Source organism: Dyadobacter sp. SRI_021, assembly GCF_057586235.1.
The window spans coordinates 1075187-1095599 of record NZ_JBYCZM010000001.1; the positions used below are offsets into that span (position 1 = coordinate 1075187).

Genomic DNA, 20413 nt, shown 5'->3' on the forward strand with positions numbered 1-20413 from the left:
AATTGTTATACCTGTCCCGTGCTCTTTTCGGGGATGATTGTGACAATGGGAATGTTAGCTAATTTTACGCCCATACCAAGGAATAATTGTCAGATGATCCGAATTTCCCAGCTCCCGCTCATACAGAACCCCGGCCAGTTTTATGCCACGGAACATATCCTGCTCGTGGATGTCCTCCTCGTAGGCGACGCACCACGACAGATGCGGGAATATATCAAAAACACCCACGGAGGATTTATTTACGATAAAAAGACCTACATCCCGATCACATTGACGGGTACGCCCGAGAGCCTACTTGCTAACGCGGGCAAACCGATCGTTTTCAAATTTGACCGTGGCTTTGAGAACCATTACCATTTCGACGGTAACCTCAATGCCCTGCTCTGGCATAAAAAGTTGTACAACATTTCATCGCTTATCGACCAGTCCTCAGTCCAGTTCGAACGGGAAGAAGATTTCATCATACAACGCTACCTGACCGGCTACCGTGAATACGTCGAACCCGAAACCGAAGAAAAGCTCCTGTCCATTCCGGTGCAAAGCCCTGCTATCGGGTTAAAAGCAATGAGGGGCTTGAAGCCTGTCAGGAAGGATTCCGCCGGTGCTTAAAGCACCTTCTTTTTAATCGCTTTCCCCCAAAACTCGCCCAGTACAGCGACACCATCTACGTTGGGATGCAGGTAAAACACGCCCTGCTGTCCATTTTCGGGCTTGAAGAGTTTGAGGTAATGTTTTTTGAAGTATTTAAATGCTTTGGTATCCCCTTTGAAAACACGTCCGGGTTCGGTGGTTTTGTATTCCCTGATCAACGCATCGAGCTCCGGAACATACGTTTGAAGCCGCTCCAACCCCTCCGCCAGATATTTTGACCGATTATAGGTATTGGTGCTGTACCAGATCGGGTGATGAATGATGACTTTGCTTCCCGGATACCGTTTCAGCAGCTCTGAAACGATTGTCTGCATATTCTTTTTATAGCTTTCCTTTGAAACCGGCGAGCCGTTTGGACCTTGTATCGCACTGTCATTAGTCCCGAGCTTCATCGAGAACAATAGCTGATGGTCTTTTTTGAGATACAAACTATCGGCAGCGGTAGTGGCTAGCGTGAAATACTTGCCTGTCTCCGGGAGCCAGTCTACCGTAGTGGAACCGCTGCGCCCGACGTTCGCGTACAAGACGTCGTCGATGCCCTTTTGTGCTTTCAAATAGTTGACGGCGTGTGTAGGTGGAGGAAAACCGTTGTCTCCGCCCTTACCTTGAGTAATGCTATTGCCGATAAAGACAATGCTCAGCTTGGCCTGGGAGAAAACGTTGAGGGAAGTCAGGAGAAATACAGCAGCAAGTGTTAGAATCTTCATTGAATATGCCGGATTGAGACTTATAAACTTTTCGGATATGTTTAAGAAAAGACCGGCACCGCAAATACTACCGAAAAAAACGGCTATCATTTTACCAGCACTTTCATGAGTTCTGTCAGGCTGACGGAGAACGGCAGGCCGGATGCCCGGTTGGCGCGGTAGCCGGGAAGCCGTGTCACATCCCAGCGCATCCCCGCAAACTCCGGCTCAACTTCCGGATCTGTGGCATACACCAGATACAATTCCCGGGAGGGCGCCGGATATCCCTTTTGTATCAAATCTTGTTTAGAAAACAACCTCGGCGCCCTGTTATGCAGCTTGAAGAGCATACCCGACAGCGGCTGGCCCGGTCCGTGCAGCAGCAGATACCGCGCATTCACTTCGGCTACGCCCAGTGACAGCGACCCGCTTCTGGCGCCGGTGCGGAAATTGTACAGATTGTGCGTTCGGATCCAGTTGAGATGCTCGCCGTTCTTGTAATATCCGACCAACACAAAAGTTTCGTCGGGAATCAGATCACGGTTTTTACCAAACGCTTCCGGCAGCAGCTCTCTCATATCCGCCGATGCCTGATTGTTGTAAATATCAAAACTACGGAACGCAACTTTTTCACGTTGCGAAGCCCGGTTCTGAAAATGCGCTACGACGTCGAGCAGAAAGCGTTTCAGTTCCTCGCGGCCACTATCGGTTTTAGAGGGCCGTATCGCGAATGCGCCCAGGCCCGGAATCAGTTCATGGAACCCTTTTCTCTTGTAAACCTTCCCATCTGCGCCCGGGTAGAGCACATATGCGCCCGCAGTCCGGCGTATGGCGTCCTTATAGCTATGCATTTTTAACAGATCGTCCCGCGTGTGATCAGGTTGAGGCTCACCCGAAGCGAGCCGTACCTCATCTTCTCCAAATACGCCCGCCACCGATTCTACCTTATATTTGGCATCAAAATGAATGTGCACGATTAGTTCCTCGGTTTCGGCCTGGGCCTGCGTAACGCCGGCGGGCCAGATCGACAATGTAAAATCCGGCCGCATTCCGGTGGTCCAGCTGCCGGCCTGCGGATAATCGTTGTGCCCGGAAAAAGACCTGTTGAAACTGAATTCCACATTGAGCTTCCGGGAACCAGCATCGAAAACACCACTGACCGGCAAATGATGACCTTGTTTGAGTTGCAACCCCAATCCATTTTTCGTTGGCTTCACCAGATTACCTATATGCGCCGGTTCTATGGCAAATACACTTTTTACAATATCAAGCAGTTCGAAAAACAGCCAGTACTCGTACAGCACGGCAACATCCTTTTTCCCTGCATGATACACATCGTCGCCACCGCGCCAAACCAGTCGCGCAGCCAGATCGAACATCAGCCACACCCGCAGGATTTGTTTATACCCTTCTTTCCGGACCAGGCCAGGACCATTCAATACAAGTCGGACCGGCTTTCCTATCTCTTTAAACAACGGGGCCGAAAGCATCTGATTCAAATGGTTTTCCAATACGGCAGCCTCGTGCCAGAAGCGGCTACGCTCCGGCGCAATCCGCTTAATATGGTTCACAAAGCCCGCAAAAACCTCCAACGCGTGCTTTACGAAGCGGTTTTCGGGCGTATCCAAGGAGTCGGTTTTCGAACCGACCGTTATCCGGGAGGGTATCGAAACCATTCGTTTTTTAAGGATATGGTGATCCGAAAGCACAATGCGATTGCCTCTTTTTCTCAGCTGATTTAGAGTACTCCGATCAGCGCGCCCAGCGTTTCGGATATCCTTTTCTGCTTCTTGCCCCTGCCATTTCATGATCGGATTCCGCACTATTTTCTGAAATGCTATTTCAAACCTCCGGCTCATGAGCACGGCATTCACGAATGCAAACCGCTGGTAGAGCGTCTGCGGATCGGTCTGGTAGTCGGGTGTGAAGGGATGAGTAACGGGCGCGTTGTAGTAGAACAACAAATCGGTGCAGTGCTCGGTGATTCCTTCCAGCATCAGGCGATAGTCGGTTCGATAGCTGGCTTTTTTAGAGCGGATTTCTACTTTTATTTCTCCGCAACAGGCGTTATCCGAAAGCCGCAGCACTTCGATCGTCAGCGTACCTACATAAACATGCGGTGTAAGCCGTCCCATTGCCAGATTGATGCGGGAAGGTACCACGGCTGGTGACGACCGAAGCACAAAATCACCCAGCACCTCATATTCATAAAAACAACCTTCCAGCAATTGGATACGTGCCTCGCCATGCTCAAATGCTTCCCATTCGTCCAGTTCAAAAATGGTCGGTTCATTGCGTTCTTCGGCGATAATGTGCACCGAAACAACCCCGTCGGTCGTTTCGGCGCTTATCAGGAGCTCATTCCCCTCCATCAGGCTTCCGCAAAACTGGCGAAGCCATGATCGATCAGGTTTCTGTAAATGCGCCTGATTTTCTCCAATGCCGCCGGGTAATACACCTCTTCCGGACCCAATAAATCTTTCTTACCCGCCAGGTAGTCGTCCAGCAGGTCCGGATCAGCCAAACAACGCTTGCCTAACGCTTTCAACACGGGTTCCAGCTTCCTGCGGGAGCCGTAGATTTTAGGTAAAAGCTTTTGCATCAAAGCCGCGTCCATCACTTTCTGCACCGGCCATTTGGCCCCAAGTTGGTGGATCACCCCCGCGAACCGCAGGATTTCGGCAGCACTCCGGTAGCCGAATTCTGCTCCCGCCGGCTTTAGTATTTCAAACAATGCCAGCAATTCATCGGAGAGCTGCGCCCGAACCGGGCTTTCCGGCACACTGTTGCGCGCCATAGCCACGAATGCCTCGGCCACATCTGCCCCATTTCCCGCGAGGCTGCCGGCGGCAGGGATTGGCCCGGATTTCAGAAATTTCTGCATTTCCTCTTTCAGGATACTGAACTCGATCACACTGGCCCGGTCGAGTACCTTGGGACTGAACATGTAAGTCGTTTCATCAATATTCACCGTTCCAACGATAAACAAATTGGGCGTTACCCGAACGCGCGGCGGCACCCCACCGGCAGTTTCATTATGCAGACGGATGGGCTCACCCGACTCCATTCCGCTCAGAAAATCGGCAAAATACCGTTCGACATGGCTCAGGTTCATTTCATCGAGGATCAGGAAATACGGTTTATCCGCATTGATTTCGGCGGATATCAGCAGATCTACGACGCCGCTTTCGGGCTTTACGTATTGTCCAGGTTCGAGCGCATTCGGAAAGCCCAGGAGTGGCTCACGGTTGGTCCAATCGGCTCCTACCGGCACCAGACAGATCTGATCTTCCGTTTCACAAATCCATTGTGCAAATGCATGCGCCAACCGCGTCTTTCCGGCACCTGAAAGGCCCGTCAGGATTACAAATGGCTTTGCTATGAGTGCCGCTGTAAACCGAAGTACGAGCTCCGGATCGATTTGCAGGCCGCATTCCAACGCCATTTGATGAAATGCCTGATAGTCAAACTGCGGGTGCCCGGTTATGCTGCCCGAAAGGGTAGCCTTATAAATACCCAACATCTCCTGTAAATCCGCCTCAACTTGCTGTTTATCCAGATCCGCAACTTCATAAACCCGGAATACGAACGAGCCGCCGTATCTTGCCGGCTTGCCCAGCCCATGCCTTTTAAAATAACTATTGATCGTTTCCGCGTCGGATTGCTGCCACGGTATTTCGGGAGAAAGTGTTTCGCTTACGCCAAAGGCCAATACCAATAACTGTTGGCTTTTGTAAAAAAGATAGAATGGATAAATGCCATTGCTGATGTGCTGCCCGGGCGCCAGAAATGCGATCCACGGCACCCGCGCAGGATTGCCTTTTCCAAAACTGATCTTGATTTTGAGCCCTTCCAGCTTGCCAGCGAAGTGAGAGGTTTTGAGGTTTTCGGTCTGGCATTGCGCCAGAAAGCGGGTGAGCTGTTCGAAAAATTCCATGAAATAGTGTGTTAGGGAACCAATCATTCAAGTGGCTTAAAGATGAATGATATTTTGTTCTCTCCCAAACGCATCCGCCCTTTCAGACGAATTTATAACCCTGGTTATTAAGCTGATAGAGAATCAGTCACACTAATTCATGAATTTCCGGAAAAGCCAGATCAGCAGGTTCAGCAAACCGCTGAGGAGTAACATGGTGGTAATCGGGAAGTAGAACCGAAAATTTTCCTTTTCAACACGAATGTCGCCCGGCAACCGGCCAAGCCAATGCAGTTTGTCGCTGAGAAAATACACGACAACACCCACCAGTATCACCAACAGGCCAATGATAATGAGATATTTACCCGTTACCTGAGACATTTTATTCGATATTACCCAACGCCAGATCAATATGCGCCAGGTGATGTTTCACATGCCATACCGACATCGCCAGTGCCTGCCTCTGATCGAGCCAGAACCCGCGGACGGGGTGCAAATAACGACGCGCGAATTGTTCGTCGTTTAACGTTCCCGCAAGGTAGGCGTAACGGGCATGCGTTCCTTCCAAAATGGCCAAAGAGGCCTCGATGGGCACATTCAGGGAATCGGGTGTAAAGGCCCAGGCGTTCATATCGATGAGTGTTACCTCATTATAATCCGGTTCGGTGATCGCCTTTTTCATCCGCAGGTAATGCACAAACTGCAAGTCGGCCACGTGGTGAACAAGCTGCCGGATATTCCAACTTCCCTCCCGATATGTTTTCAACAAATCCTCATCCGAGAGGTTCCCGACCCGCTTTCGGTATTCTTCCGGAATTTCGGCAATAATGCGTATGAATTCGCGGACTTCGTCGCCGGAATAAGCCTCTTTCAACGCAACAGGGCCAATAGGATAGCGGCGATCGGTCATACGCTCTTCTTTCTTTTCGATTCAACAAAGAGGGCACCCGCGATCAACCCTATAAGCAATAGCGAGCTCACAAGGTCGATTTTACTACCCACGGCCACTGATACTGGCTCGAAACGGAACTTGATCGTGTGTTTGCCCGCAGGTACACGCAGCGCACGCAACACGTAATTGGCCCGCAACATATCCGCAGGTTTGTCGTCGATCGTCACTTTCCATTCGTTGCGGACATTGTAATAAATCTCCGAAAACACTGCCAATCCTTCCGCGTTTGAGTTGGTTTCATACACCAGTTCGTTCGGTTTGTAGGATACCAGGCTGATTTTAGCCGTCGAGTCGGCACCTGCTTTAAGGCCTTCCAGTTTGGATGCAAAACGCTGGTCGATCACGGCTTCCGTACGCAGGTTCACCGTGCGCAACGCGGCCATTTCGGCATCCGCATTCGGCACAACTTTAAAGGACTTCACAAACCACGCGTGGCCGTAGGCCTGCGGGTTGGGCTGCGCAACTTTGTTACCTTGCTGGTCCGGCGTGATGAAATACTTGGCATTCAGCATATTCAGCACTTCCATATTGGGCTTTTCGGTAAAGAACTGATTTTCAAAAAGCTCCTGGTAGCGGCGCATTTTGGCAGCATGATACCCGCCCAGCGATTTATGAAAATAAGATGCCTGTGCGCTGTTGAACGGCCCTCCCTGAGAAGCCACGTCATACACCCGATAGTCCGGATCGGTATCGCGGAGGATTTGCTCGTCGGCCGGCGACGGGGTAGTAACACTCTGAGCCACGTAAGCGCTTACAAAGTCATCGTTGTTGAGGTACCTCTTATCCACTCCGAATAAATCAAAAATAACCAGCACAAGCAGCACGCCGTAAAATACTGTCGATTTGAGCTTATCCTGGGCATAGAACCATACCAGCCCTGCGGCCAATGCTATGAATATCAATCCACGGATCGCATCGCCCTTCATGAGGCCTTCACGGTCCTGGATGACAGCATTCATGATCTGTTGACCAAATGCCTGATCTTGTGCCATTTGTGCAAACTGCTGTGAGAACTGCGCATCGTTAAGCCCTTTGAAGCTGAAAAACAACCCCGGCAATAATGCCATAATCAGCATCAGCCCTCCGGTAATGGCTGTTGATATCAGGAAAGGCTTCTGTAATTCTTTTGCAGTAATCTTTTTTTGAGCTATGGTCACCAATGCTAAAACGCCTACGAGCACCATCAGAAGTTGTGCCAGCGAGATCACCATCGTCATCGCCCGGAACTTGTTGAACATTGGGAAGTAATCGAAAAACAGGTAATTGATACCAGCCAAACTCTTTCCAAGCGCCCAGATCACGTAAAGCACAATCACCCCCGCAGCCCAGTATTTCAATGGGCTTTTAACAATAAACAACCCAAGCACAAACAGGAAGAATACAATAGCGCCAATGTAGTTGGGGCCACCCATAATCGGCTGATCACCCCAGTAGAGCGGCAATTGCTGAACTATGTTCTGAGCAGTAGCAGCGTCAACACCGCGACCTGTAAGCGTTTTGTAAGTTTCGGATGTATTCGACAGCGGACCGTACGAAGCACCTCCGTACGCGTTCGGAATCACCAGGGTAAGCAATTCCCCCACGCCATAGCTGTACGTGAATGCGTATTCTTTATCCAGCCCGGTGCCCTTTTTAGCAGCAGCATCCTTGCCCGTTGTCGTAAGCTCCGATTTCCCGCGGATCGTTTCCTTGGTATAGTCATAAGCGTTCCAGAGCCTCGTCGTGTGCGTGCCAACGGCAACAACCGCCGCCAGGGCAAGCCCTCCCAGGATCATCACCAGGTCTTTTGCAAGGCCTTTTTTAATCAGGGTGATACTTTCCATGATTACCAGGATTATGATACCAATCCCGAGATAGTAGGTAATCTGCACGTGGTTGGCATACAGTTCCAGCGAAAGGAAAAATGCGGTAAGCGCCGCTCCTGCCAGCCAATTACGGCGAAATGCCAGTATCACACCGGCAAGCACGCCCGGCGCATACATGATCGCGATCACCTGCGAAATGTGCCCTGCTTCCAGGTTAATGACGTTAAAACAGGAGAATGAGAATGCCACCGCGCCTATTGCCGCGAGCCAGCCGCCCGCCCCGAGTACCAGGAACAGCACATAAGCGCTCACCATGCCGATCAGGAAATAGTTGGCCGGTGCCGGGAGCAATTTGTTCACCGCCTGCCCGATTTTGGTGGGAATACTGGTAGGATAGTCGGCCGAGACAAGGTAGGCCGGCATCCCGGCGAACATGCCGTTGGTCCACCACGACCGTTCACGGGTTTGCTTATAGTAATCCATTACCTCCCGCGCACCGCCCAGCGCCTGGATCTCGTCGGTTGCGCTGAGTTTCTTGCCTTGCAGCACCGGTGAAACGTAAGCGACGGACAAGATCATAAAACCGATGACAGCTACCAGGTGTGGCCAGAGACGTTGCCACGAGAACAGATTTTTCATTTTGGTAATATTAAGCTACGGGTTGATTTCGGATGAAAGCGGTACCGCACACGGCCCGCCTTAAATATGACTTTTCAAACAGTAATAGTAGCAACGAACGTCGGTTAAGGGATATTAAATTTCCATTAACCGGCGCAAATATAGGAGTATTGGTATATGTTTGAGATGCTAAAAACGAATCTTGTTCCGGCATTTTTTTAACATAATTAAGAATCAAGGCATATATTTTAAGAAAATACCGGATAAATTTGCGGAAATTGTGCCTTTAAGGTTCAATACGGAGCTGTACATAGAAAGATTAGAAGTAACCCGAAATTATTAAATGAAACGAATTGGAGTTTTTACCTCAGGAGGAGATGCCCCTGGTATGAACGCCTGCATCCGGGCGGTAGTACGCGGAGCATGCTACCATGGTATTGAAGTATTTGGAATCAGAAGAGGATATAGCGGAATGATCGCAGGAGATGTCTACAAGATGGAGTCTCATTCGGTCAGCAATATAGTTCAAAGAGGAGGTACCATCCTTAAATCAGCAAGAAGCAAGGAATTTATGACTCCCGAAGGCCGCAAGAAGGCATACGACAACTTGCAGGCACTCGGAATCGAAGGACTGATCGCCATTGGCGGTAACGGTACGTTCACCGGCGCGATGATCTTTGGCAACGAGTACGGTATCCCTACCGTAGGCGCTCCCGGAACGATCGACAACGATTTGTACGGAACCGACTATACCATTGGTTTCGATACCGCCGTGAACACCGCATTGGACGCGATCGACCGTATCCGTGATACTGCCAGCTCACACGACCGTATCTTCTTCATCGAAGTAATGGGCCGTGACTCGGGTTATATCGCTATCCAGTCGGGCATTGCAGGTGGTGCGGAACTTGTGATGGTTCCCGAAGTCCTGACCCCGATCTCGCAGGTTGTGGAAACTCTGAAACAGGGATGGAGCCGTTCGAAATCATCATCCATCATTATCGTGGCGGAAGGCGATGAAGAAGGCAGCGCGCAGGAAGTAGCCGATAAAATTAAGGTGCAGGTGGATGAGAACGCGGACATCCGTGTAACCACACTGGGTCATACCCAGCGCGGAGGAACACCGTCTGCTTACGACCGTATCCTGGCAAGCCGCCTCGGATTGGGTGCATTGGAAGGCCTCATCGCAGGACAAAAGAATGTAATGGCCGGCATCATCAACAATGAGCTGGTTTATACGCCTTTCGAAGATACTATCAGACTTCCCAAGCCGATCAACGAGGATTTGTTGAGAATGGTGAAGATCCTGAGTGTATAACACAGGTAAGATCTAGCAGTAACCCACTGCTTTGTAGGCTACATACCCTACGATTTCATGCCATAGCATGCAAAAGTAGGCAAAAGCCTCGGGGTCCGGCACCAGTTTATGGATGAAGAACCGGTTATATCCCCCACGAAAGTCGGCCGGGAAGGGGTCAGTTTTGATCCCCATTTTTTCGAAACACCCGGCCGACCGGCGCATGTGAAATGCGGAGGTAATCAGCAGGTATTTTCCGGAAGGAAACATTTTATTCAGGATTCGCCCCGAGTACATGGCATTCTCACGCGTGTTGCGCGCTTTTTCCTCGAACAGGATATCTTTTGCCGGCACTCCCCAGCTTACAAGCAGCGACGCCGCCTGGCGTGTCTCGCCCAGCCTCCGGGTCATCAGCATTTCGCCGCTCGTTCCCGTAATCAATATCTTTCTGATCTTGCCGTGCTTGTAGAGCAGGTAGGTTTGCAGGAGCCGGTCACCATGGTTACCCATTGCCGGGTGGTCCTGCCTTGGTGTGCTCATCGTGATCAGCCCGCCGGACAGCAGAATCCCGACGTCATAAGTCTTCTTCACCTCAGCCAAATTGACGAATTTGGGCTCCCACGCATTGATAGCCTTCGTAACCAGGTACGAGTTGGATGCCAGCGCAAACGCCACGATCACGAAACCCAACGCCAGCTTCCGGCGCCGGTTGCTTTTGGTTAAAAATGAATAGATAAGTATAAAAAACACAATGCTGAGTGGCATTATGAGAAAGTCGATCGCTTTGGACAGAAAATAAAACATTTGAATAAGAACCCTGCCGATGTTAACGTTTTGAAGTTAATTTTACAGACTTCAAACTTTGAAATAATCCAATAAACAGCTTTAAAGCAAACTTTTCATAGCCTGATGAGAGATTATACCCGCACTTACCTTCTGCTGCTGCTGGCCGTTTTCGGCCTTTTTTCCTCCGCTTACTCCCAGGGCTACCGCATCGAGGCTACCATTAAGGGATTCCGTGACTCGTCGTTTGTGATCGGGCATTATAATCGGAATGCCACACAATTCGTACCCAAAGACACGGCCAAGGCGGATGCCAATGGAAAAATCGTGTTCGAAGGAAAAACAGCGCTACCCGGTGGCCTTTACGTGATCCTTTTCCCCGGGAACCAAAAAATGATCGAACTAATCTATTCCGGTAAGGAAAACAATATCGCGCTCGAAGCCGACTCTGCCGATGTGAATACCTCCATCAAAATAACCGGCTCCAAAGAAAACGAGCTTTTTTACAACTATCGAAAAGAATTAGCCAAAGGCAGCAAGGAGATCGAAGCGCTCAGCAAGCAAACGACACCAGAGGCACAGGCGCGTATCAAGGCAATCCAGGAGGGATTTGGCACTTATCGTAAGAAACTGCTGTCCGAAAACGCCGGAACTTTCACATCGCAGCTGCTCAAAATGTCGGCCGACCCCGAAATCCCCACGGCTCCGAAATTAGCCAACGGTAAAACCGACTCGATGTGGGTTTTCAACTACTACAAGGCGCACTACTGGGATGCATTCGATTTTTCGGACCCGCGGATCGTGAATACCCCCTTCTTCGAGCCTAAAATAGAGCGGTACTTTAAAAATCTGGTAGTCCAGGTGCCCGATTCGATTATCAAAGATGCCGACCTGATGGTGAAGAAGGTTTCGCCTAACAAGGACCTGAAAGCCTGGACAGTATTTTACATTACCAACCAGTACGAAAATCCCAAAACCGTAGGTACGGAGGCAGTTTGGGTATATATGGCCAATAAATATTACCTCTCCGGCGAAATGGGCGTTTCGGAAGATGTAAAAAAACGCATTGCCGAAAAAGTAGCAACGATGAAGGACTTGCTGGTAAATAAAACTTTCCCGGCCCTGACCCTCACCGATCCTAACGGCAAAAAAGTTAGTGTCCAGAGCATTGATGCCAATTACACCGTGCTATTCTTCTTCGCCCCTACCTGCGGGCACTGCAAGGAAGCGTCCCCAGTGCTGAAAGCGTTCTACGACAAAAACAAGGCCAATGGTATCAAGGTAATGACCATTTCGACGGAACATAATATCGAGGAATGGAAGTCCTTCGTGAAAACGTATCACCTGGAAGAGCTCATCAACGGCTACGATGCCTTGAACCAGATCGACTTCAACCGGAAATTCGATGTCGTGACAACGCCGACGATCTATATTCTGGATAAAAACAAAAAGATCATCGCCCGCAAAATGCCTGTTGAGCAGCTGGAAGACTTTTTGAATTACTACCAAAACAAAATGGCCAGAAAACTCTGACCATTTTGTTAAGCTCCGATTTCCATATCACTTAAAGGAATGCTACGCAAATGGGCAATTTCACGGCAATGCTTTCGTGCTTGAACGTGAATTTGCCCGTTGCTGCATTTACATCATACACCACTAGGTTGTCCGATCCCTGATTGGCCACGATCAGGTATTTGCCTGTCGGGTCTATATTGAAATCACGTGGCGTAGCGATGGATTTCGTTTGCTGGTCCACCATCTCCAGCTCACCATTGCCCAGTATCCTGAATGCAGTGATCGAGTTATGGCCGCGGTTGGAAACGTAGACAAACTTTCCGTTCGGGTGCAGATGCACGGCAGCGCTTGTGTTCATAGGTCCCGAATAATCCGCGGGGATCGTGGGATAAGTTTTGATTGCTTTAATCACCCCTTTTTTATCGATCGAGCAGGCCGTTACAGTAGCATCGAGCTCGTTGAGCAGGAACAATCGCTTGCCCGAAGGGTGAATGACGAGATGGCGCGGCCCGGCGCCTGGCTTACCTGAAAAAAACGGCTGTGCCGCATTAGGCGTAAGCTTTCCGGCATTAGGATCGATGCTGTAATTCATCACCTTGTCGCTTCCCAAATCGGTTACATACACAAATTTACCATCCGGAGTCGCTGTTGCGAAATGTGCGTGCGCCTTTTCCTGGCGTTTGGCATTCGGGCCAGTGCCGGTATATTGCTCTTTATAAACGGGCGCGCTCAATTTCCCATCGTCACTAATGTTGTAAGCCGAAAAACTTCCGCCGCCATAGTTGGAAACAAAAGCCATTTTGCCTGCCGGATGCACCGACACGTGGCATGGCCCCATTCCTTCCGAGGGCTGGCTATTCAGAAATGTTAACTTTCGGTCGGGCGCTATGGCATATGCCGAGACTTTGTTATCTGACCCGATCGCGTAAATGTGCCGCTTGTTGGGTGAAATGGCTACATAACCCGGCGCGACAGACTTGTTGACGGTATCGATGAGCGTAATCTGACCCGAGGCAAGGTTCAGCTCGCAGCGGGTGATCGAAGAATTCGCTCCCTTATCCTGCGTACCTACGTAAAAAGTAATGTTTCTGTCCTGTGCAAAAGCTTTGAGGCCCGCCGAAAATAATATAACGGATAACAGCAGTTTTTTCATCGTTTGAGTTTAAATGAATCCCTTCAATGCTTGGGAAAGAGTACCCAAAGGCTTTTTTAATGTTAATTTGCCGGATAAGTATCATTAAAATCAAACCAGAAGCCATGAGCACAATTACCTGGCAGGAATTTGAGCAGGTCGACCTGCGCGCCGGAACGATCATTCAGGCCGACGATTTCCCGAAAGCGAGAAAGCCGGCGTACAAGCTACATATCGACCTCGGCCCTGAAATCGGTATTAAACCAAGTTCTGCACAAATTACGAAACGGTACACCAAAGAACAGCTAATAGGCAAACAGGTGCTTTGCGTGGTGAACTTTCCTCCGAAACAAATCGCCGATTTCCGTTCCGAGGTCCTTACAACCGGCTACGTGCTACCCGATGGCGAAGTGATCCTCACAAGCCCCGATTTCCCTGTCCCAAACGGCACACGCCTCGCGTAGAGGCCTGTTTCCATGAATCTTGTAAATCACAGCCAGAATTGTGTAATGCGGCCGGCAGCGTTGGATTTTATTTTTGTATACCAATTCTGAAAGACTATGGAAACGATAACAGATATAAAAAAAGTGACACTCCCGGTCACCGGCATGTCGTGTGCGGCATGTGCCGTGAGCGTGGAGTCTATGCTGGGTCACACTAAAGGGATCACAAATGCGGCGGTAAATTACGCCAATCAGTCGGTATCGGTATCCTACGATCCCGATCTCGTCGACCTTCCCGATATGGACCGTGTGCTGCAAAGCATCGGTTACGGACTTATCATCGAAGAAAATGAGGAAGACGCGATTGCGGAACAGGAGAAAATTCAGCAGGAGCATTACCAGAAACTGAAAAACAAGGCCATCTATACCGGCATACTCACAGCGCCGGTGGTAGTATTGGGGATGTTCCTCATGGACTGGAAATACGCCAACTACATCATGCTGGCCCTGACAATCCCGGTCCTGTTCATTTTTGGTCGGGATTTCTTCGTGAATGCATGGAAACAGGCGCAGCACGGCAAAGCCAATATGGATACGCTTGTTGCACTCAGTACCGGCGTTGCATTTCTTTTCAGCACATTCAATACATTCTTTCCTGCTTTCTGGCACGCACGCGGCCTACACCCGCACGTGTATTTCGAAGCCGCGGCGGTCATTATCTTCTTCATTTTGCTGGGTAAGCTCATGGAAGAGCGCGCCAAGTCGAATACTTCCGATGCGTTGAAGAAACTGATCGGCTTGCAGCCCAAGACCGTCAGGGTATACCGCGATGGCGCCGAAATAGAAATCCCGGCGCGTGAGGTAATCCTGGGCGACGAAATCATCATCCGGTCCGGGGAAAAAATCCCCGTCGACGGTAAAGTTTTCAGTGGCAGCTCCTTCGTCGACGAGAGCCTCATGACCGGCGAACCGATCCCCGCCGAAAAGAAACCCGGCGACAGCGTCTTTGCAGGAACAATCAACCAAACCGGCAGCTTCACATTCATTGCCGAAAAAGTGGGCAAACAGACGGTTCTGGCGCAAATCATCAAAACCGTGCAAGCCGCTCAGGGCAGCAAGGCACCGGTTCAGCGCCTCGCCGACCGCATTGCCGGGGTGTTCGTACCTGTCGTGATCGGTATTGCGATCCTTACCTTCATTGTGTGGATGGTGTTGGGAGGCGAGAATGCCATTACGCAAGCGATGCTCACGGCGGTCTCTGTGCTGGTAATAGCTTGCCCATGTGCGCTCGGCCTTGCTACACCTACGGCTATGATGGTAGGGGTTGGTAAAGGTGCTGAAAACAATATCCTGATCCGCGACGCCGAAAGTCTGGAAAAGGCTTACAAAGTAGATGCCGTAATCCTCGATAAAACAGGTACGCTCACCGAGGGACGTCCTCAGGTAACCGACTGGCAATGGGTAAGTTCGCTCGTTGATCCACAGACACATCTGGCAGCTGTGAAGGCACTTGAAGCACGTTCTGAGCACCCGCTCGCGCAAGCTATCGTGCAGTACATTGAAAACGATGCAAAAATCGATGTCTCTGACTTCCAATCCATGACGGGAAGCGGGATACGCGGCACCGCAGGCGGTCGCGAATACATCATCGGCACGCTCAAATTTCTCGAAAAAGAGCACGTTCGCATTGCCTCCGAGCTTCAACCTGCCTATGAACTACTCACAGCGCAAGCTAAAACCGTGATCGGAATCGCGATCGACGGGCAACACGCCGGGCTCGTCGCCATCGCCGACCAATTGAAACCGACCTCACGCGAAGCCGTTGAAAAACTACATGCACAGGGCATTGAGGTGCATATGCTCACAGGCGACAATGCGCAGACAGCCGCAGCTGTGGCTGCACAAGTCGGGATCGACAGCTATCAGGCGGAAGTGAAGCCGGATGATAAAATGCAGTTTGTCAAAAAGTTGCAAGCGCAAGGCAAGACCGTTGCAATGGTCGGTGACGGCATCAACGACTCCCAGGCCCTCGCGCAGGCGGACGTGAGCGTAGCCATGGGTAAAGGTTCCGACATTGCCATGGACGTAGCCAAAATGACGCTTATCACCTCGGATCTGCTGGCATTGCCCAAAGCCTTGCGGCTATCCCACAAGACCGTGGTAACGATCAAACAAAACCTCTTCTGGGCGTTTATTTACAATGTTATAGGTATTCCGATCGCCGCCGGTGTCCTCTATCCTATCAATGGCTTCCTCCTCGATCCGATGATCGCCGGCGGTGCCATGGCCCTGAGCTCTGTATCGGTGGTAATGAATAGCTTGCGGTTGAAGGGCGCACGACTGTAAATTTTCTGGGTGGTGAGTCTAATTGTTTTGATTGATCAGGCTTACCACCACCTTTACCATCATATCTTTCTCCATCGGGTTACTTTCAGCGATCATCAGTGTAAGCGCTACCAAAGCGTTGTCAGCCAGCCGTTTTGAACCATCCGATTTGTAAAGGATACTGTTTCGTTCCAGGAACCACACAAAAATCAAAGCCGCAATTCTCTTATTACCATCAGTAAACGAGTGGTTTTTGATGATAAAATAAAGCAGATTCGCGGCCTTCTCTTCGATACTTGGATACAGCTCTACGCCATCGAATGTCTGGTAAATTGTACTGATGGAACTCTTAAAAGAATCATCCTTTTCGTTGCCGAAAAAGGTATGATCTCCGAATTTGCTACGCAAGCCATGGATGGCCGAAATAGCCTCCTCATAAGTGATTACGTAAAGCTGCTTTTCAGATACACGTTCAATCCCTAATGCCTGCTGATCGTATTTTTCAAGTATATCAAGTGCATAGGCATAATCCGTAACCACCTGAATAAGCCCGGTCGCTTCACCAGCCGTCAGTTCTTTGTTGTGAATGACATTCGCGAGTAGGGCGACTGTTTTTTTCAGATTTTCCAGCTGACTCAGCTTTAATTTTTCCTGCGTAGCGAAGCCTTTGATCAGGTAATCTTTCAAAATCCGGTTAGCCCAAATCCGGAACTGCGTTCCCTGCTTCGATTTGACGCGGTAACCAACGGAAATGATTGTATCCAGGCTATAAAAGGCGGTTGGCTTGTCAGAAAAAGGAATGTGCATTTTTTGCACATTCCTTTTTTCATCGAGTTCTCCCTCTTTAAAAACATTGAATATATGCTTCGAGATAACTGATCTCTCCTTTCCAAACAGCTCGGCCATTTGCATCTGCGTAAGCCAGACCGTCTCATTTTGAAGTTGTACCTGAATGGCGAGCTGTCCTTCCTCTGATTCATAGAGCAGAATTTCACCATGCGGTGCGGGAGTGGTTGCGTTCATACGGTGTTTTGTTTAAAATTTCACCATTGATACGCTAACCCACAGATCTGGTAACAGCTTGTAGAACTCTCCCAACTCAACCCAAAAACTCTGTAACACCTCCCCACAATTCTGTAACAAACCCCAAACCGGCACTGCCGATATTTGTAAAACAATTTAACACATAACCTATCCCGCGGGAAACGGGAGATTTTAGTAAACATGGAAACCTTGCAATTCAAAACCAATATCAAATGCGGCGGGTGTGTCGCTTCTGTCACACCGTTCCTGAATGGAGATGAAAATGTTGAAACCTGGGCAGTCGATCTGGAAAGTCCGGACCGTGTGCTGAAAGTCGAAACGAGCCATTCGCCGGAAGAAATTCAGGAGTTGATTAAAAAGGCTGGATATGTAGCCGAAGAAATTGCCTGATAATTAGTATTTTTGGCCCGGAATCTGAATTTCGGGCCAATTCAATAGCCTTTGCCAGCATTCAAATGAAAAACAAACTGCACCAATCGATCACCATCCTGATGGCCTTCCTCGTCCTGCTAAGCAGTACCGGGTTTGTGCTGACAGAGCGCCATTGCGCTGTGATGGGAGGCAAATCGGTGCAGCTCGTAGGCAAGTCCACAGAAACCTCCTCCAAGCCCAAAGTTGCTTCCTCCTGCTGTGCCAAACGCGCGGCATTGAAAATGGCTAAAGGCACATTCTTCGAAAAGGCAGCCTGCTGCAAGGAAAGTAAGAAGCTCGAAAAACTGGAAGTAGCGTCAGTTGATTCGCAATTGCTCGCGAAGTTGCTCAAATCGGTGGCGACAGGGGTCACCTGGGCGGTTACGCGTTACCAGTTTATCCAGGCCGAATGGACGCTTCCTGCCCCCTTCTTTTCCCCCGACATATCCTTCACTTCCCGCCTTCATGGGAGAAGTATGCTCGCATTTATCCAATCGTTCCTGATTTGATATCATTGAATAACAGCCGTTTAATGCAAGATCGCCGCATTTATGTCGACGATTCGGGCAATGAGTCTTTTATTCCAATGAATCCATGTAATCATGAACAAATACCTTCTGGGAGGGTTACTTCTACTCATAACCTCTTCCATCTATGCACAACGTATAACCGGTTCGGTCAACGAACAGGAACCGCAAACCAGGAACCTGAAACCCATCACCGGTGCCAATGTATACTGGTCGGGCACCACGCAGGCTACGGCTACCGATGAAAACGGCCGGTTCAGCATTCCACGTTCGGCGCAATCGGCCTTGCTGGTCGTCAGCTTCGTCGGATTTCGGAACGATACCATCAAAATTGGCCAGGAAAGCGACTTGCAGGTTGTACTGCAAAGCGATCAGACGCTCGACGAAGTGGTAGTCAGGGCTGGAAATACGTCTATCGACAGGCTTTCTCCCCACCAAACAGAAATCATCACAACCCGGGCGTTGGCCAAGGCAGCGTGCTGCAATCTTTCCGAGAGTTTTGAAACCAATGCATCTGTTTCCGTCTCATACAGCGATGCGGTGACAGGCTCCAAACAGATCCAGATGCTTGGACTGAACGGTACTTACATTCAGACCAACGTCGAGAACATTCCTTCCATCCGCGGGCTAGCATCTACATTCGGACTCAATTTCGTTCCCGGAACCTGGATCCAGTCGATTGATGTCGGCAAAGGTGCCGGCTCGGTCGTGAATGGCTATGAATCGATGACCGGGCAGATCAATGTCGAGCTTCAAAAACCGGATACACAGGAAAAACTATATCTGAATACCTACGTCAACAATTTCGGACGCGGGGAAGTGAACCTGAACCTCGCGCACCAGCTGAACAAAAAATGGAGCACCGGACTGCTTACACACGGTAGTACGCTGCGTAACCGCGTCGACAAAAACAACGACGGCTTCCTCGACCTGCCCCTTTACACGCAATACAATGCCGTGAACCGCTGGAAGTATCAGGGCGATAAATTAATGGCCCAATTTGGGGTAAAAGCACTTTATGAAGACCGCCTGGGTGGCCAAAAGAGCTTCGAACGTGAAATGAAAGGCACTACCCAAGCCTATGGTTTCGGTGCCAAAGTGAACCGCTACGAGTTTTTCTCGAAAATTGCACGGTTGTTCCCCGAGCAGCCCTACAAAGGACTTGGCTTGATTCTGAATGCCTCTATTCATGATTCGAAATCCTATTTTGGACTAAATAACTATGATGGAACGCAAAAAACACTTTACGGAAACCTGATTTACCAATCGATTATTGGCAATACCAACCACTCCTACAAAACCGGTATCAGCTACATGCTCGATAATTATGATGAGGTTTACAAGGATATCCGTCTGAAACGGAATGAATCGGTGCCGGGCGCATTTTTTGAATACACTTATAATCACCTCGATAAATTTGTGATGGTAGCCGGCGGACGTGTGGATTTCCACAATCTTTATGGCACGCAATGGACGCCGCGGCTGCATTTGAAATACAACCTTACCGACCAGACGACTTTACGCGCATCAGCGGGCCGGGGGTTCCGGGTCTCAAATCCGCTGGCGGAGTACTATGGAAACCTCGTGAGCTCGCGCAATGTGATTTTCCGCGAAGCCATCCGCCCCGAAGTGTCGTGGAACTACGGTGCCAGTGTTACACAGGAGTTTAAAATCGGTGAAATGAGCGGGAATTTCATCATGGATTTCTACCGGACGGATTTTGAAAACCAACTCGTGGCAGATATGGAAGATCCTCGTTACATTCGCTTTTATAACCTTGAAGGAAAGGCTTATGCCAATAGCTTCCAGGCCGAAGCGAACCTGACGCCCGTCAAACGACTCGAACTGAAACTCGCATACCGCCTTTTCGACGTGAAACAAAGCATCCGCAATGTGTACGACGAGAATACTCTACAGCCGAGAATGATGGTGAGCCGCGACAGGGTACTTTTCAACGCCGGGTATGCCCTGCCTTACGACAAATGGAAATTCGACGCCACTGTGCAGTGGAACGGCAAAAAACGGATTCCCTACATGGGACACGTTCCCGACCACCACGTGCCGACAGACCTGACATCGACCTGGGCTCCATCGTTCTACAATTTCAACGCGCAAATCACACGTACATTCCCAAAATGGGATATTTACCTCGGTGGCGAAAACCTCGCTAATTTCCGTCAGAAAGACCCGATCATGGGTGCCAGCGAGCCATTCGGCCAGCATTTTGATGCGGGAATGGCCTGGGGGCCGGTTGTAGGGCGAATGATTTATGCAGGAATGCGTTATAAGATTATCAGATGATTTGACT

At 49.8% G+C, this 20413-nt stretch carries 17 protein-coding genes; 8 read left to right on the plus strand and 9 right to left on the minus strand.

Annotated features, from left to right (window positions below; translation table 11 throughout):
• Positions 1-93 precede the first annotated feature (93 nt).
• Positions 94-609 (plus strand): hypothetical protein, encoded by a 516-nt coding sequence (locus tag AC2YIT_RS04480; RefSeq protein ID WP_430842018.1) that lies wholly within the window; start codon positions 94-96, stop codon positions 607-609.
• On the opposite strand, the gene AC2YIT_RS04485 is transcribed toward AC2YIT_RS04480, so the two are convergent.
• The 6 genes from AC2YIT_RS04485 to AC2YIT_RS04510 form a co-directional block, all read right to left on the minus strand.
• On the minus strand, positions 606-1358 hold the full coding sequence (locus tag AC2YIT_RS04485) for a GDSL-type esterase/lipase family protein (RefSeq protein WP_487278358.1): 753 nt from the start codon (positions 1356-1358) through the stop codon (positions 606-608). The genes AC2YIT_RS04480 and AC2YIT_RS04485 overlap by 4 nt on opposite strands.
• A gap of 86 nt (positions 1359-1444) precedes the next feature.
• Positions 1445-3709, minus strand: a complete 2265-nt coding sequence (locus AC2YIT_RS04490; RefSeq protein ID WP_487278359.1) for a DUF2357 domain-containing protein — start codon at positions 3707-3709, stop codon at positions 1445-1447.
• Positions 3709-5274, minus strand: coding sequence for an MrcB family domain-containing protein (locus AC2YIT_RS04495; protein WP_487278360.1), 1566 nt, complete (start codon positions 5272-5274; stop codon positions 3709-3711). Before AC2YIT_RS04495 ends, AC2YIT_RS04490 begins: the two co-directional genes overlap by 1 nt.
• Positions 5275-5406: 132 nt before the next feature.
• Positions 5407-5634: a DUF2905 domain-containing protein gene (locus tag AC2YIT_RS04500; RefSeq protein ID WP_430842010.1), complete on the minus strand. Its 228-nt coding sequence runs from the start codon at positions 5632-5634 to the stop codon at positions 5407-5409.
• A gap of 1 nt (position 5635) precedes the next feature.
• A complete protein-coding gene (locus AC2YIT_RS04505) occupies positions 5636-6163 on the minus strand; it encodes a YfiT family bacillithiol transferase (protein WP_430842008.1) in 528 nt (175 codons plus the stop codon).
• Entirely contained in the window at positions 6160-8649 is a 2490-nt protein-coding gene (locus AC2YIT_RS04510; protein ID WP_487278361.1) for a hypothetical protein, read from the minus strand. The genes AC2YIT_RS04505 and AC2YIT_RS04510 overlap by 4 nt, the downstream gene beginning before the upstream one ends.
• A 322-nt stretch (positions 8650-8971) precedes the next feature.
• Between AC2YIT_RS04510 and pfkA the strand changes: the two genes are divergently transcribed.
• The gene (gene pfkA, locus AC2YIT_RS04515; RefSeq protein WP_106597640.1) at positions 8972-9946 is read left to right on the plus strand and encodes a 6-phosphofructokinase; all 975 of its coding nucleotides are present in this window, start codon (positions 8972-8974) and stop codon (positions 9944-9946) included.
• Positions 9947-9958: 12 nt separating this feature from the next.
• Here the strand turns inward: pfkA and AC2YIT_RS04520 are convergent, their stop codons facing one another.
• Positions 9959-10729, minus strand: coding sequence for a YdcF family protein (locus AC2YIT_RS04520; protein ID WP_487278362.1), 771 nt, complete (start codon positions 10727-10729; stop codon positions 9959-9961).
• Positions 10730-10834: 105 nt separating this feature from the next.
• Between AC2YIT_RS04520 and AC2YIT_RS04525 the strand changes: the two genes are divergently transcribed.
• Entirely contained in the window at positions 10835-12241 is a 1407-nt protein-coding gene (locus tag AC2YIT_RS04525) for a DUF4369 domain-containing protein (RefSeq protein WP_487278363.1), read from the plus strand.
• A 31-nt stretch (positions 12242-12272) separates the two neighbouring features.
• On the opposite strand, the gene AC2YIT_RS04530 is transcribed toward AC2YIT_RS04525, so the two are convergent.
• On the minus strand, positions 12273-13376 hold the full coding sequence (locus tag AC2YIT_RS04530) for a lactonase family protein (RefSeq protein ID WP_487278364.1): 1104 nt from the start codon (positions 13374-13376) through the stop codon (positions 12273-12275).
• Positions 13377-13480: 104 nt separating this feature from the next.
• On the opposite strand from AC2YIT_RS04530, the gene AC2YIT_RS04535 reads away from it, so the two are divergent.
• Positions 13481-13819, plus strand: a complete 339-nt coding sequence (locus AC2YIT_RS04535; RefSeq protein WP_430841998.1) for a tRNA-binding protein — start codon at positions 13481-13483, stop codon at positions 13817-13819.
• Between the two features lie 96 nt (positions 13820-13915).
• Positions 13916-16144 carry a heavy metal translocating P-type ATPase gene (locus AC2YIT_RS04540; RefSeq protein WP_430841996.1) on the plus strand — a complete coding sequence of 743 codons (2229 nt, stop codon included), beginning with the start codon at positions 13916-13918 and terminating at the stop codon, positions 16142-16144.
• Positions 16145-16162: 18 nt separating this feature from the next.
• Here the strand turns inward: AC2YIT_RS04540 and AC2YIT_RS04545 are convergent, their stop codons facing one another.
• Positions 16163-17146, minus strand: coding sequence for a virulence RhuM family protein/type II toxin-antitoxin system death-on-curing family toxin (locus tag AC2YIT_RS04545; protein WP_487278365.1), 984 nt, complete (start codon positions 17144-17146; stop codon positions 16163-16165).
• A gap of 201 nt (positions 17147-17347) precedes the next feature.
• On the opposite strand from AC2YIT_RS04545, the gene AC2YIT_RS04550 reads away from it, so the two are divergent.
• From AC2YIT_RS04550 to AC2YIT_RS04560, 3 genes are all read left to right on the plus strand, one after another.
• The gene (locus AC2YIT_RS04550; protein WP_430841992.1) at positions 17348-17557 is read left to right on the plus strand and encodes a heavy-metal-associated domain-containing protein; all 210 of its coding nucleotides are present in this window, start codon (positions 17348-17350) and stop codon (positions 17555-17557) included.
• A 65-nt stretch (positions 17558-17622) separates the two neighbouring features.
• On the plus strand, positions 17623-18087 hold the full coding sequence (locus AC2YIT_RS04555; RefSeq protein ID WP_430841990.1) for a hypothetical protein: 465 nt from the start codon (positions 17623-17625) through the stop codon (positions 18085-18087).
• 93 nt (positions 18088-18180) lie between these two features.
• Complete coding sequence (locus AC2YIT_RS04560) at positions 18181-20406, plus strand: TonB-dependent receptor (protein WP_487278366.1); 2226 nt, start codon at positions 18181-18183, stop codon at positions 20404-20406.
• Positions 20407-20413 lie beyond the last annotated feature (7 nt).

Excerpts from the sequence above, each read along its gene's own strand:
- AC2YIT_RS04480 (WP_430842018.1), top strand. The coding sequence starts at position 94 with ATGATCCGAATTTCCCAGCTCCCGCTCATACAGAACCCCGGCCAGTTT.
- AC2YIT_RS04485 (WP_487278358.1), bottom strand. The coding sequence starts at position 1,358 with ATGAAGATTCTAACACTTGCTGCTGTATTTCTCCTGACTTCCCTCAAC.
- AC2YIT_RS04490 (WP_487278359.1), bottom strand. The coding sequence starts at position 3,709 with ATGGAGGGGAATGAGCTCCTGATAAGCGCCGAAACGACCGACGGGGTT.
- AC2YIT_RS04495 (WP_487278360.1), bottom strand. The coding sequence starts at position 5,274 with ATGGAATTTTTCGAACAGCTCACCCGCTTTCTGGCGCAATGCCAGACC.
- AC2YIT_RS04500 (WP_430842010.1), bottom strand. The coding sequence starts at position 5,634 with ATGTCTCAGGTAACGGGTAAATATCTCATTATCATTGGCCTGTTGGTG.
- AC2YIT_RS04505 (WP_430842008.1), bottom strand. The coding sequence starts at position 6,163 with ATGACCGATCGCCGCTATCCTATTGGCCCTGTTGCGTTGAAAGAGGCT.
- AC2YIT_RS04510 (WP_487278361.1), bottom strand. The coding sequence starts at position 8,649 with ATGAAAAATCTGTTCTCGTGGCAACGTCTCTGGCCACACCTGGTAGCT.
- pfkA (WP_106597640.1), top strand. The coding sequence starts at position 8,972 with ATGAAACGAATTGGAGTTTTTACCTCAGGAGGAGATGCCCCTGGTATG.
- AC2YIT_RS04520 (WP_487278362.1), bottom strand. The coding sequence starts at position 10,729 with ATGTTTTATTTTCTGTCCAAAGCGATCGACTTTCTCATAATGCCACTC.
- AC2YIT_RS04525 (WP_487278363.1), top strand. The coding sequence starts at position 10,835 with ATGAGAGATTATACCCGCACTTACCTTCTGCTGCTGCTGGCCGTTTTC.
- AC2YIT_RS04530 (WP_487278364.1), bottom strand. The coding sequence starts at position 13,376 with ATGAAAAAACTGCTGTTATCCGTTATATTATTTTCGGCGGGCCTCAAA.
- AC2YIT_RS04535 (WP_430841998.1), top strand. The coding sequence starts at position 13,481 with ATGAGCACAATTACCTGGCAGGAATTTGAGCAGGTCGACCTGCGCGCC.
- AC2YIT_RS04540 (WP_430841996.1), top strand. The coding sequence starts at position 13,916 with ATGGAAACGATAACAGATATAAAAAAAGTGACACTCCCGGTCACCGGC.
- AC2YIT_RS04545 (WP_487278365.1), bottom strand. The coding sequence starts at position 17,146 with ATGAACGCAACCACTCCCGCACCGCATGGTGAAATTCTGCTCTATGAA.
- AC2YIT_RS04550 (WP_430841992.1), top strand. The coding sequence starts at position 17,348 with ATGGAAACCTTGCAATTCAAAACCAATATCAAATGCGGCGGGTGTGTC.
- AC2YIT_RS04555 (WP_430841990.1), top strand. The coding sequence starts at position 17,623 with ATGAAAAACAAACTGCACCAATCGATCACCATCCTGATGGCCTTCCTC.
- AC2YIT_RS04560 (WP_487278366.1), top strand. The coding sequence starts at position 18,181 with ATGAACAAATACCTTCTGGGAGGGTTACTTCTACTCATAACCTCTTCC.